We start from the raw sequence: 12,595 nt of genomic DNA, 5'->3' as shown, positions 1-12,595 counted from the left end.
GGGCCCAGCGTATATCGATCCGAGCATCGTGCCGATCGACTGTCTATTGACACGATCGTGGAATTTTTCGATTATCTTGTCCATGACAACTCCCACGATCGGGCTGTACGGCTTGAATCTGCACGCGTGCGCGGAGCCGTTCACCGCGGCTCGTATCGCCGCCCTCGCCGAGGAACTCGGCTATGACTCGTTGTGGGTGGCCGACCACCCGGCCCTGCCGAGCCCTCGGACCGGGCTGTCGCCCATGGAGCCGGACGAGCCGTTGCTAGAGCCCGTGGTGGCGCTTGCCCACCTGGCCGCGCATACCGCCCGGATCCTGCTAGGGACAGGGTGCGTGGTCCTGCCGCAACGCAACCCGGTGATTCTCGCCAAGCAGTTGGCCGGCGTCGATGTGCTGAGCCGGGGACGGCTCGTCTTCGGCATGGCGGTCGGATACCTGGAGGCCGAGATGCGTGCGATCGGCGTTTCCATGGAAGGGCGTGGCGCGCGCGCTGACGAGTATCTGCAGGCCATGAGCTCGCTTTGGTACGACGAGAAGCCTGAGTTCCATGGAGAGTACGTGGACTTCGAGGGCGTGGACGCCTATCCGCGTCCTGTACAGCAGCCCATTCAGGTGGTGGTCGGAGGGCACAGCCCAGCGGCCCATCGCCGGGCTGCGCGCCACGGGGCTTGGATGGGATGGCTTCTGGGGCTGCGTGCCACTGCGGAGCAGTTGGCGGCGCTCCGAGCCACGGAAGAGCCCGTGCACGTGTCGGTGGTGCCCCAGCGGCGGCTGGACCCTGGCGTGGTGCGGGCGTACGGGGAACTCGGCGTCGACCGGCTCATCGTGAGCCCGCCCTTGGGGCTGCGGCCGGAGGAGCTGATCGAGTTCGTCACCGGCCACGCGCCCGGACAGCTGGAAGCCCGGGCTGCCTAGACGCGGAAATCGGCGAAGTCGAATCCCGGCGAGACGATGCAGGTCACCAGGACCTCCTCGGCAGTGGCCGGCCGGGCCGCCTGCCAGACCCCGCCGGGTACGACGGCTTGAGGGACCTCGCCGGACTCCAGCCCAGCGCCGAGGGTGATGGCGGTCTCCTCGCCGGGACGTTCGCCGTCGCCGCCCAGGAGGAGCGTCAACGGGCCGCCGCGATGCCACAGCCAGACCTCGTCCGACCGCACGGCATGCCACATGGACTCCTCGCCGGGCGGGAGGAGGAAGTAGATGCCGGTGGCGCTGGCACGTTCGCCCGGGTAGCCGTCAGGCGTGAAGCTCGGCGCCGCCTTCCACGTCTCGCGGAACCAGCCGCCCTCAGGATGGGGGAGGAGGCCCAGGGCCTCGGCGGTCGCCGGACGCTCCAGCAGAGCCGTGTGGTGGCCGTCGGGCGCCCGGCGGAGGTAGCGGAGACCGGAGGCGGCCGTGCGGTCGACCGTGCCGCGTGGCGGCGAATCCATGGCCACCGCGATGATCTGGCCTTCGCTGAAGACCTCGTCGGCGACGGCCAGCGCGGCCTTGGGATCGTCGGGCGCCCAGCAGGCGCCCGCCTCGTCCAGGACGAACCGGGGATCGTCGTTGGCTTTCCAGGCTTCCAGCGTTGTCAGCAACAGCACGAGAACAGAGCCTATTGATCCGGGTTCCGGCGTGCGGCGGCCGGGTCACTGCGCCGATTGCCACATCCCGCGCTTCATTCTGGTCTTGCAGTTGCGGGCCGAGCCGGTCACCGCAGCAGGAAGCCGGTCAGATAGCCGAGCGCGTTGACGGCCCAGTGCAGGCCCATCGGCGCCAGCAGGCTGCCGCTGCGGTGGCGCAACTCGCACAAGAGCACGCCCGCGGCCGCGGTGAACAGCACCGCGCCCGCGTTGACCAGGGCGGCACCGAGCGCGGAGTGGCCGAACACCGGTGTCAGCACGGGCTTGGCGGACGCCAGGTGCAGCGACGGCAGGATGTGCCACAGCCCGAACAGGACGCTGGACACCGCCGTCGCCCACACCGCCCCGCGGGCCCGGCGCACCAAGCCGTACAGCACGCCCCGAAAGGCGACCTCCTCCAGCAGAACCGTGCCGAACGGAACCGTGACCAGCATCCGCAACGCCACCTGCCCACCGGTCAGCCCGCTGTAGCGCTGGTCCACGAACAGGTGACGGGTAGCCGGCAGCAGCGCCCCGACCACGTACACCACGCCGACCAGCCCGATCAGCGCCAGCGCCCAGCGCGCCCCGCGCCCGAGTGCGACGAGATCCAGGCCCGCGTCCGCCCAGGTGCCCCCGGCACAGAAGAGCACACCCAGCAGCAGCACGCTGACCACGACCGCGGTCAGCAGCCCGAACGAGGATGCCCAACGGTGGTTGAGAAGGTTGGTGACCACGAGCACGACGACAATGAAGCCCACGGCCACGCCCGTGCCGATCGGACGCCGGTCCCTGTTCTGCGCCGAGCCGGACGGAACCACGACGTGATCGCCACCGTCAGGAGCCGGCCAGGCACAGCATGACGACGTACTCGACCGAGCCGGGAGCCTTCAGGTCCATGACGGGCTCCAAGACCCTCATGGCACGGTTCCTGCCCACCGTCTCTGGCGAGCACACCCTTCTGGTTGTCCAAGCAGACCCCGGGCTGGAGCTGCCCGAAGATCCGCATTCCGCATCCCGCCGACCTGCAAGGACCTGGCCAGTGGCCGGCTTCACATGCCGGGGCCGGCTTCACCCGTCCGGGGGAGCCGGGAGATACCCGCGCGGGAAGTGGCGGCGCGGGCCCGGCGCGAGCATGGCGGTGTGGACAGGACAAAGACCATGGACGCCGTTCCTCGCTGGGCCAACGTGGCGGCCCGTCTCGTACCGCTGACCGTGCTGCCGTTCGGACTCTGGTTGATCGCCATGGGTCTCGGCGTGCCGCTTGGGTTCAGCGGGGAGCTCGCGGACGGGCCGTCATGGAGGTTGACACCGTCCGTCCTCACGTTCAGCCTCCTCATCGGGTTCTTCGCGTTCCTCGCGCTCGGGCTGGTGCGGCCGTGGGGTGAGGTGTTCCCGCGCTGGATCCCGTTCGCCGGCGGCCGGAACGTGCCGACGCTCTTCGCGGCCAGTGTCGCATCGCTCGGCGCCGTCGCGGTCACGTTCGTCGGGTTCGCGGGAGCGCTGGGATGGTACGACACCCGGGACGAGGCCGGTGCGCCGCAGGGTGTCGCGGCTTGGGTGATGGTCCTGTGCTACGCGCCGTTCCTCGCCTGGGGGCCGCTGCTGGCGATCGTGACCGTGCACTATCTGCTGCGCCGTACGCGCGGGACTCATTCCATCTCGGAGAGCCGGGCCGGATCGAAGCCGACCGGAAACGGCGCCTCGGTGGAGAACGACTCGCCTGCCTTGACTTTGCGGACCATGCGGTAGCCGGACTCGGTGAGCTCCAGAAGCGTCAGCCTGGGGCGCGGCTCCAGGTCGACGAGCCAGTAGTGCGGGATGCCGACCGCCGCGTACTCGTTCACCTTGGTCACCCGGTCGTTCACCTCGCTGCCCGTACGGGGCGAGACGACCTCGCCGACCAGCAGCAGGTCCGGCCCGTAGTAGGTGCGGCGGGTGCGGCTCTCCAGCGCGTTCCGCGCCACGTCCCGGCTGACCACGAAGACATCGGGCTTGCGCACCCCGGCGGGCGTGGTGACGTCCTGCGGGATGCCCGCGACGTGCATGTCCGCGTCCGCGTGCCGGGCCGCCTCCTTGAGGATCTCCTTGAGCCGCTCGGCGGCATGGTCGTGCCAGAAGTCGCCGGGCAGCTCGGTGAGCCAGCCGTCGGCGAGCTCGTACCGCCTGCCGTCCTCCGGCATGGCGTCCAGGTCATAGAGCGTGTACGGGCCGTGCGGGTGGCCGACGGTGCTGCTCACGGGGTCGAATCTAGAGGAAAAGACCTGGTCAGGGCGGTAGGTGCGAATGGCGAGTCGGCCCGGTGGCCGAGATGTGCCTTTTCTCTCGAATGGCGAGGAAGGGCGGGTTAAGATACATCTCGTTCACGCCTTGACCTTCCCCTGGCGGCAGGGTGCAGGCTCGGAGGCGGACAAAGGAGGGACGCATGGGTCTCGACCCCGCCCTGCGCGCCTCGGACCAGGACAGGGACGAGGTGCTCGTCCGGCTGCACACCGCGTACGCCGAAGGCAGGCTCACCGAGGTGGAGCTGGACGAGCGCATCGACCTGGTCCTGTCGGCGCGCACCCACGGTGAGCTGGACCGGCTGGCCACCGACCTGCCTGCCTGGCCGATCCCGGAGAAGGCCGCCGCGCCGCGCATCGGCGGACGCTTCCAGCTGGCCTACAAGAGCAGCATGAGGCGTGCCGGCCGATGGCGCGTCCCCGACCAGTACACGGCGATCGCCTACAAGGGCGGCTGCCTCCTGGACCTGCGCGACGCGGACATGTGCAGCCTGACCACCATCCACGTGATCGCCTACAAGTCCAGCATCGAGATCATCGTCCCGCCCGGCGCCCGCGTGGAGATCTCCGGCATCGGCATCTCCACCGAACTTCGGGAACCGGCCTCCCCCGCCGCCCCCGTCATCCACGTCCGGGGCCTCGCCTACAAAGGACACATCGAGGCAAAAGATCATCTCCACCGCCATGGACGTTCATGAGGTGATATGAACGCTCCCGCAGCCTGATCGGCTGCCGATCAGACCGATGTGCGCCCGAAGACGGATGTGGCGCGGTTTGATGGTGAGTCATCGCAAAGGCGAAGGAGCGCGAGTGACGGCGAGCGACCTTTCGGGCACGTCCCGGGAGATCCGGCGGCGGCTGACGACCGACCCCCACCGGGTGACAGGCGACGGCTCACCCTGGCAGCACGCATACGAGGCCTGGCGCACAGCCGACCTGGCTTGGTCAGGCGACTCCGGCCCCACCAAGCTCCGCAAACCGCCCCGCAAATCCAAGTCGCGCGCCGCCAAGCCCAAATCCAAGCCCAAGCCCACCGCGCCAAGGCTCACACCCGAGCCCGCCCTCAAACCCGCCCCTGCCGCCACCTCAGAGCCCCCCACGCCCAAGCGCGCCGAGCCCGCGGCCGTGGAAGCGGCCACCCCTGAGCCCGAGACGGTTTCCGTACCTGCCACCGCCAAGCCTGAGCCCGCTATCGCGTTTGCGGCTGCCGGAGTAGCCGTAGAAGCGCCCACGTCCGAGCCTGCCGCTGCCTCCGAGCCCGTTGTCGCATCTGCGGCTACACCAGCGCCTGTTGCAGCTGAGCCTGTCGCGTCCGCAGCCGCACCTGCTGCCACCCAAGGTGCTACCTCTGCTGCAGAGCCTGCCGCCGCGTCGGAGACTGTCGCCGCCTCCAAGGCTGCCGCTGGGCCCGAGTCTGTCGTCGCGTCTGCGGCTGCTGCCACAGCTGCGTCTGCGGCCGTGGTTGAGCCTGTGGATGTGTCTGCGGCTGCCGTCTCGGGGTCCGACGCCGCGTCCGCGTCTGCCGCCGTAGTGGTGGGTGCGGGAGCGTCAAAGTCTGTGGCCATTTCGGAGGCTGCTGCCGCCAATGGAGCTGGTACAGCCGCAGAGCCTGCTGCTACCTCGGGGCCTGCCGCTGAGGCCGAGCCGGTTGTCGAGTCTGCGGGGGCCGCCACACCAGCGCCTGCGGCCGCAGGTGAGCCTGTCGCGTCCGCCAATGGAGCTGCAGTCGATTTCGAGTCTGAGGTTGCCTCTGAGGCTGTGGCCGAGGCTGCCGCAACGTTGGAGACGGCGTCGGTGGAGGAGGGCGTCGGTAATGCGGGCGCTCGTCGGCGGCGGGGTGGGTTGTTGCGGGCGGTGGCCATGGCCGCTGTGGTCGTGGTCGTTGCGGGCGGGGGTGTCTACACGCTCAGTAAGGGGGAGGGCGAGGGGCAGGCCTCGGCGACGCCTGGGGCGGAGCCGGCCGATCAGGTCTTTGTGGCCAACCACGCGAGGCCGGACGGGTTGGTGCAGGAAGTCGCCGCTGTGGCTTCCGTAGGGGCGACCGTTGTGGCGGTTGGTACGGAGGGGGAGGAGAGCGCCTCTCGGGCCGAGTTCCTTGTGTCTGGGGATGCGGGGCGCACCTGGCGGCTTGCCCGGGTGCGGAGTGCGGATGGGACTGAGCCCACGCTGGGGGATCGGCCGCGGCTTGTCGCGGGCGGGCAGGGCGCCTGGGTCGCGCTCGGGCGGGGCGTGGTGTGGACCAGCACGGACGCGCAGACTTGGACGCGGCAGGCAGCTCCGCTTGAGCAGGTCGATGGGCTTGCCAGGACGGCTTCGGGGTTTGTGGCCGTGGGCAAAGCGGGTGGGCGCGCGGTCGTCTGGACCTCGGCCGACGGGCGGAGCTGGGAGCGGAACGATCAGGTTGGTGCGGCCTTCGATCGGGTGGCCTCGGTGGGCGGCGTCGCCGTCGCGCACGGCACGTCCAGCAAGAAGGTCACCAGGAAAAAGAAGAAGCGCAAGGTCGCCACGACCGTGCAGACGCAGGGGTACTGGCGGTCGGCCGACGGCGGCCGTACGTGGGCGCCGGTCACCATCCGGCAGGGCGAGGGCTCCTTTGGGAACGCGTGGGGGCTGGTGGGCGGACCGGGCGCGTTCTTTGTCTACCGGGACGGCAAGCGGATCACCGGGCCCAAGAAGCGGCGCAAGACCGAGCGCTTCAGTGTCGTCTTCGGATCGGCAGATGGGACGACGTGGTCTCCCTACGGACGGGTCAACGGTCGCATTGTCCGGCTTGGGGGGTCCGGGGCGGGGTTGGCCGCGCTTGCCGGTGCGCGGTTGTTCCGGAGCAAGGACGGCAAGGCGTGGCAGGCGGCGGGTGAGACGCAGGGGACCGTGAACGGGATCTCCGTCGGGGAGGGCGGTGTTCCCGTCGTCGTGGGGCGGCGGGACGAGGATCCCTACCTGGCGGTCTCCGGGCAGGCCGTTGACCTGAAGAAGGTGCCGGATGTCGTACAGCCGGAACGTTCGGTGGCGGCCATCGCGGCGGGCAGCGGCATGGTCGCCGTTGGCAGCTCCAACCGTGAGGCCACGGTGTGGTCCGGGGGCGGGTGGACGCGGTCGGGAATCGGCAAGGGGCGGTTGACCGACGTCGCGTACGGCCCCAAGGGCTGGGTCGCGATCGGCCGCACCGACCGGGAGAAGGCGCTGGCCGTGGCCTCGCCGGACGGCAAGGCCTGGGCACCGGTGACCGTGACCGGAGAGGGCGCGCTCGGGGGCGTCGTCTCGGGTGCCAAGGGGTACGTGGTGGTCGGCGTGGCGGGAGGCGCCGCACGGACCTGGCGGTCCACTGATCTCAAGAAATGGACGCGTTCCGCCAACCTGGACAAGGGAACGTGGATGCGGGACGTGGTGGCCACGTCCACGGGCTATGTGGCCGTGGGCGGCCGCCAGAGCGCCGGGGGCAGCCGGCCCGCCGCCTGGACCTCGACCGACGGGGTGAAATGGACCGCCGCCCCGGCGCCCTCGCTGCCGTCCGGTCTGACGGCGGGCGTGCTGGCGCAGGTGGCCGTCCGTGGTGACCGGCTGGTCGCGATGGGGTCCGGTGGTACGGCCGGGCAGGGTTTCGTCGGCGAATCGGCCGACGGCGGGCGTACGTGGCGCCTGGCGATTCCGCAGGGGGCCACGACGCTGACGGCGCTCACCGCCACCGCGAAGGGGTTCGTGCTGGCGGGTGTCTCCGGTGCGCCGGGCAACCGGAACGTCGCGTTGTGGACATCTCCGGACGGGACGGCCTGGCAGAAGACGCTGGCGCAGGGCACGGGTCTGGACGGGCCGGGCGACCAGCGGCTCACCGGGATGACCGGGCTCGGATCCGAGCTGGTCGCGGTGGGGGTCACGGCCGACCATCGTGGTGAGACGCCGACGTTGTGGCGCACAATGGCCCCATGATCGATCATCCCCGTACCGTCCTCGGGCACTGGCCGACGCCGCTGGAGCACGCGCCGCGGCTGACCGCGGCGCTCGGCGGCCCGCAGATCTGGATCAAGCGCGACGACTGCACCGGTCTGGCGATCGGCGGGAACAAGACGCGCAAGCTGGAGTACCTGCTCGGGCAGGCGCTGGCGGAGGGGCACACGACCGTCGTCACGTTCGGCGCGGTGCAGTCCAATCACGCCCGGCAGACGGCCGCCGCCTGCGCGCGGCTGGGGTTGCGATGCGAGCTGTTGCTGAGCCGCCTGGTGCCGAGGACGGACACGTTCTACGAGACGTCCGGCAACGTGCTCCTCGACGGGCTGTTCGGTGCGCGGGTGCGTTTCGTCGACGGTCTGGACGAGACGGCGGCGGCGCTGGAGGAGATCGGACCGGCGTACGTCATCCCGACCGGCGGCTCCAACGCGGTCGGCGCCCTGGGGTATGTGAACGCGGCGCTGGAGCTCGCCGAGCAGATGCGCGATGCCGATCGGATCGTGGTCGCCACCAGCACCACCGGCACGGCCGCGGGCCTGCTGGTGGGGTTGGAGCAGGCCGGGCTCGAGACCGTCGGTGAGGTGATCTGCGTCTACCGGCCGGAGGCCGAGACGGAGGCCGAGTTGGACAAGCTGGTCGGCGAGACGTCGGGACTCGTGGGTGTCGTCCCGCGCACGGGTGGGCGCCATGTGCGGGACGACTGGCTCGGCCCCGGGTACGGGATGCCCACCCCGGAGATGATCGAGGCGGTACGGCTGTTCGCCCGCACCGAAGGCGTGCTGCTGGACCCGGTCTATTCGGGGAAGGCGGCTGCGGCGCTCGTTGGCATGGTGCGCTCTGGGGAGATGGGCCCGGACGAGACCGTCGTGTTCTGGCATACGGGCGGCTCGCCCGGGCTCTTCGCCTATCCGGACGTCTTCACCGAGCGGTAGCCGTCAGCCGTTGCAGCCGCAGGAGCAGCCCTTGGGGCAAGTGCAACCACCGCCGTGTCCACAACTGCATCCACCTTTTGCCATGGACGGAACGTACCTCCGGGTCGACGTCAGGACTATGGCTGTCACGCGACGTTACGCTCACGCGCGGATGTGCAGGTCGACGCCCAGCAGGATGAGGAACCACAGGATTATGGCCAGCAACGCGCTGAGCACGCGGCGCAGGAGGTCGGGGTATATGTAGCCGCGGTCCCATGCCACGAAGATGCCGATGATGATGTAGATCAGGCCGATCAGGCCGATGCCCCGGCCGCGAAATCGGTACGCCATGAGGCGTCTCCTTCCAAGGTGCTGACTGACGCCCGGGCGGTGCCCGGGGTCGCGGGAAGGAAACACCGGCGCCTTTCGGTGCGGTTCCGTGCCGATCTATGGGTCCTGCCCAAATACGGGACAGGTTTCGGGATGAGCGGGCTATTTGGCCGGCAGTTCCAGCCGGACGACGGCGGGATCATGGTCGCCCGCGCGGTCGGCGAACTCCGCGGCCCGGTGCACGATGTCGAACTCGTGCTTGCCGCGCCGGAGCGACGGGCTCAGCAGGATGTGGTCGAGCGCCTGCGCGTTGCCGCCGACGATCGCGGTGTAGCGCTCGTGGGGCGGCAGCGCGGCGGGCAGGTCGGTCAGCCCGGTGTCCCGGGTGAGGATCGTGGGCGGGGAGGCGAAGTCGCGTTCGTTGAGGTTGCCCGCCACGATGACGCCGGCGTTCTTGTCGACGGCGCGCACCGACCTGACGAAGCGCGCCACGACGCGCGCCTGCGCCTCCCGCCGCCATTCGCTCGGCCGCATCGGCGGCTGCCGGCGGCCGAACAGCGGCTGGTCGTCGCTGAGCCGGGGCGACCAGTGGTTGGCGATGACGATGAGGCGCCTGCCCTGCCACGTCACCTCGGCGGCGAGCGGCTTGCGCGTCCCGCTCCACGCCGGGTCCGTGGGTGCGATGCGGCCCGGGCTGAGCGACAGCCGGGCCCGGCCCTTCTCGGAGACGACCCGGGTGGCGGTGGTGGCCAGGTCCGGGCCCTTGTCGGCGGCGGTGCCGGTGCCCTGCTCCGGTTCTGTGCCCTCCGGCTCCGAGCTGAGCGCGGGCCGGTCCACGAACGCCAGCCCGCGGTCGGTGCGGAACAGGAACACCAGGCGGTTGTTGCCGCCGGTCTCGCCGCCGTCGGCGTTGTCGCGCGGCGAGATCGCGCGCCAGTCGTACGCGGGGCCGCCCGCGGCGCTGATCGCCGCGATGAGCTCGGCGAGGGTCTGGTCGGCGACCACGATGTCGTCGTCCTTGGTGCCGCTGTTGTCCTGGATCCCGGACACGGCGACGAGGTCGGGGGAGCGGAGTCCCTCGACGATGTCCGCGGCCAGCGCCGCGACCCGCGCCCGGGGCGTGTCGGGGCTGAGGCCGTCCATGGACGCGGTGGCGACGGACAGTTCGCCGGAACGTGCCACGCGGGTGGTCTCGCGCACGAGGCCGCCGCTCTCGGCGCGCGGGGCGGCGGTGAGCAGCAGTTTGAAGTCGCCGTAGCCGTAGTCGAGCACGCCGTCGTTCGCCCCCGGCAGCCGGTCGCCGACGTTCATGGCGGGCAGGGGGGCGAGCGCGTCACCGAGAATCACCCGTTCGGGATTGGCGTCGCCGGGCCGCAGGACGATGCCGCCGCGCTTGGTGCGCGGGCCCGCGCCCTCGCCCCCGCCGGGCAGAACGGGCAGTTCCCCTTCGCCGGAGGGGCCGACCGCCACCGCGTTCTCGACGCGGACGCGCATGCCTTCGAGCGCCTCGTAGAAGTCGAGCGCGTCGCGGCGGGGGTCGAACGTGTCGCTGGCACTCTTGATCGCGCCGGGCGCCCTGCGTCCCTTCGGGCCGATCAGGACCGGCGCCGGCAGCGGGGTGCCGCGCCCGTCCACCGTGGTCCGCGTGGCGTCGATCTCGGTGCGGCTGAGGTTGGCCGAGGACGAGCCGCCCGGACGGAATTCGCTCACCTTGCCGTCGACCCGGACGGAGTCGCCGGCCACGGGGGTGGGACGCGTGCGCGTGAAGACGAAGACGCCCTCCGACGTCGTGTCCTTGCCGTCGGGACGCGGGTCCTGCATCCAGAAGCCGTTGCCGGTCACGGCGGTCACGACCCCCGGCACCCCGGACACCTTCCGCCCGCTGATCGGAGACTCGTGGCCGGCGCCCTGGATGTCCCGGATCCGCTGTCCCGCCGCCGTGGCTTGCACGGCTAGGGAGGAGTGCGCGGGGAGGACGGCGAGCGGCAAGGCGAGCACCATTCCGGCGGTGAATGCCCGGAACGTCAGAGTCCCATTGAACACCGCAGCAGGATCCCATGCCCGGCGACCCGCCGGTGCCCCGCACCCGGCCGATTTCGGCCGGGCGCGGGACGCCGGCACGGCTCAGTCGAACAGCACGACTTGGCGGATCACGTCACCGCTGTTGAGCGCCTGCACGGCGTCGTTGAGGTCCTCGAAGCGGATGCGCCGCGTGATGAGGCTGTCGATGTCGAGCTTGCCCGCGCGCCACAGGTCGACGAAGAGCGGGATGTCGCGCTTGAGGTCGCACCCGCCGTAGAGCGACGCCTTGAGGCTCTTGCCCTCGAACAGCAGGGAGAACGCGCTCTGCTGCCAGTTGTCGTCGGCCGCGCCCGCACCGACCACGATGACGTCGCCGCCGCGCCGGGTCGCCGCCCACGCCGTCTGGATCGCGGCCGCCTTGCCGACCACCTCGAAGGCGTAGTCGAAGCCCTGCCCGGCGGTCAGCAACCCCTTGGTCTCGTCGAGGTTCTCCAGCGTCGCGGTGTGCGTGGCGCCGAACTGCTTGGCGATGGGGTGCTTGGCCTCGTTCGGGTCGATCGCCAGGATGGTGGCCGCTCCGGCGATCTTGGCGCCCTGGATGACCGACAGGCCCACCCCGCCGGCGCCCACGACGGCGACCTTGGACCCCGGCCGGACGCGGGCGGTGTTGATCACAGCGCCGACGCCGGTGGGGATGCCGCAGCCGAGCAGCGCCGCGTACTCGAACGGCACATCCTCGGCGATCTTGACGACGCCCTGGAAGGGCACCACGACCTCCTCGGCCCAGGTGCCGCAGCCCGCCATGCCGAAGACCGGCCCCGCCTCGTTCTGGAACCGGGGCTCGGTGAACGTCGCGCCGATGAACGTCATGCAGAGGAACGGCTCGCCGCGCAGGCACTCCGGGCATGTGCCGCAGTCCGGGCTCCAGTTGATCACTACGTGGTCGCCCGGCTGGACGTTGGTGACGTGGTCGCCGACCTCGGTCACGACCCCGGCACCCTCATGGCCGATCACCACCGGGATCGGCATCGGCAGGACCCCGGTCATGACCGACAGGTCCGAATGGCAGACCCCGGTCGCCTTGATCTTCACCTTGACGTGGTCGGGACCCGGATCGACGGCGGTGACGTCGTCGCGCAGGTCGAGTTCCTTGTCGCCGACCGCATGCATGACCGCGGCGCGTGCCATGGCTGCCTCCTCATTGAGGGTCGGACGCCGGCATGGGCTGCGCGGCGTCCTGAGGGGTGGGTGGGTTCGCGGGTGAGGACGGGCGGCCTGGCGGAGCGCCCGCTATTCGTCGAGCGTGAGCGCGGCCTTGGGACAGGAGCGCACCGCGTGCCGGACGAGGTCGAGCTGGTCCGCCGGCGGCTCCGGGAGGAGGATGGTGAGCTCGTCGTCGTCGTTGAGGTCGAAGACCTCCGGCGCCAGCCCCACGCAGACCGCGTTGGCCTCGCACACGAGCGGGTCGACTTGGACTCTCGGCATCGTCGTTGCCTCCGT

The 12,595-nt window shown here is 70.7% G+C and carries 12 protein-coding genes; 5 read left to right on the top strand and 7 right to left on the bottom strand.

The features are described 5' to 3' along the window. Nucleotides 1-82: 82 nt before the first annotated feature. Nucleotides 83-916 (top strand): TIGR03619 family F420-dependent LLM class oxidoreductase, encoded by an 834-nt coding sequence (locus F8566_RS34705; protein ID WP_151566099.1) that lies wholly within the window; start codon nt 83-85, stop codon nt 914-916. On the opposite strand, the gene F8566_RS34700 is transcribed toward F8566_RS34705, so the two are convergent. Continuing rightward, on the bottom strand, nt 913-1,587 hold the full coding sequence (locus F8566_RS34700; RefSeq protein ID WP_225993774.1) for a cupin domain-containing protein: 675 nt from the start codon (nt 1,585-1,587) through the stop codon (nt 913-915). The two genes, F8566_RS34705 and F8566_RS34700, sit on opposite strands and share 4 nt — an antisense overlap. Before the next feature lie 107 nt (nt 1,588-1,694). After that, nucleotides 1,695-2,426 carry a CPBP family intramembrane glutamic endopeptidase gene (locus tag F8566_RS34695; RefSeq protein WP_225993773.1) on the bottom strand — a complete coding sequence of 244 codons (732 nt, stop codon included), beginning with the start codon at nt 2,424-2,426 and terminating at the stop codon, nt 1,695-1,697. Nucleotides 2,427-2,766: 340 nt separating this feature from the next. Between F8566_RS34695 and F8566_RS34690 the strand changes: the two genes are divergently transcribed. After that, nucleotides 2,767-3,357 (top strand): hypothetical protein, encoded by a 591-nt coding sequence (locus F8566_RS34690; protein WP_192810017.1) that lies wholly within the window; start codon nt 2,767-2,769, stop codon nt 3,355-3,357. Here F8566_RS34690 and F8566_RS34685 read toward each other — a convergent pair. Then, the gene (locus tag F8566_RS34685) at nt 3,258-3,845 is read right to left on the bottom strand and encodes a Uma2 family endonuclease (protein WP_225993772.1); all 588 of its coding nucleotides are present in this window, start codon (nt 3,843-3,845) and stop codon (nt 3,258-3,260) included. The genes F8566_RS34690 and F8566_RS34685 overlap by 100 nt on opposite strands. Nucleotides 3,846-4,030: 185 nt before the next feature. Here F8566_RS34685 and F8566_RS34680 point away from each other — a divergent pair, with 185 nt between their 5' ends. From F8566_RS34680 to F8566_RS34670, 3 genes are all read left to right on the top strand, one after another. Continuing rightward, nucleotides 4,031-4,585 (top strand): DUF1707 SHOCT-like domain-containing protein, encoded by a 555-nt coding sequence (locus F8566_RS34680; RefSeq protein ID WP_151566098.1) that lies wholly within the window; start codon nt 4,031-4,033, stop codon nt 4,583-4,585. A 1,630-nt stretch (nt 4,586-6,215) separates the two neighbouring features. Further along, complete coding sequence (locus tag F8566_RS34675) at nt 6,216-7,814, top strand: hypothetical protein (RefSeq protein ID WP_151566097.1); 1,599 nt, start codon at nt 6,216-6,218, stop codon at nt 7,812-7,814. Then, nucleotides 7,811-8,764 carry a D-cysteine desulfhydrase family protein gene (locus F8566_RS34670; RefSeq protein ID WP_151566096.1) on the top strand — a complete coding sequence of 318 codons (954 nt, stop codon included), beginning with the start codon at nt 7,811-7,813 and terminating at the stop codon, nt 8,762-8,764. The genes F8566_RS34675 and F8566_RS34670 overlap by 4 nt, the downstream gene beginning before the upstream one ends. A 141-nt stretch (nt 8,765-8,905) precedes the next feature. Here the strand turns inward: F8566_RS34670 and F8566_RS34665 are convergent, their stop codons facing one another. From F8566_RS34665 to F8566_RS34650, 4 genes are all read right to left on the bottom strand, one after another. Beyond that, nucleotides 8,906-9,094, bottom strand: coding sequence for a hypothetical protein (locus F8566_RS34665; RefSeq protein ID WP_151566095.1), 189 nt, complete (start codon nt 9,092-9,094; stop codon nt 8,906-8,908). A 141-nt stretch (nt 9,095-9,235) separates the two neighbouring features. Then, the gene (locus tag F8566_RS34660; RefSeq protein WP_225993771.1) at nt 9,236-11,116 is read right to left on the bottom strand and encodes an endonuclease/exonuclease/phosphatase; all 1,881 of its coding nucleotides are present in this window, start codon (nt 11,114-11,116) and stop codon (nt 9,236-9,238) included. Between the two features lie 81 nt (nt 11,117-11,197). Next, a complete protein-coding gene (locus F8566_RS34655; protein WP_151566094.1) occupies nt 11,198-12,283 on the bottom strand; it encodes a Zn-dependent alcohol dehydrogenase in 1,086 nt (361 codons plus the stop codon). 102 nt (nt 12,284-12,385) lie between these two features. Next, nucleotides 12,386-12,580, bottom strand: a complete 195-nt coding sequence (locus F8566_RS34650) for a ferredoxin (protein WP_151566093.1) — start codon at nt 12,578-12,580, stop codon at nt 12,386-12,388. Nucleotides 12,581-12,595: the final 15 nt, after the last annotated feature.

The organism is Actinomadura rudentiformis (assembly GCF_008923185.1).
Taxonomy (GTDB): domain Bacteria; phylum Actinomycetota; class Actinomycetes; order Streptosporangiales; family Streptosporangiaceae; genus Spirillospora; species Spirillospora rudentiformis.
Note: the sequence above shows the minus strand (reverse complement) of the source record. Positions and strands in the feature narration are given on the sequence as shown.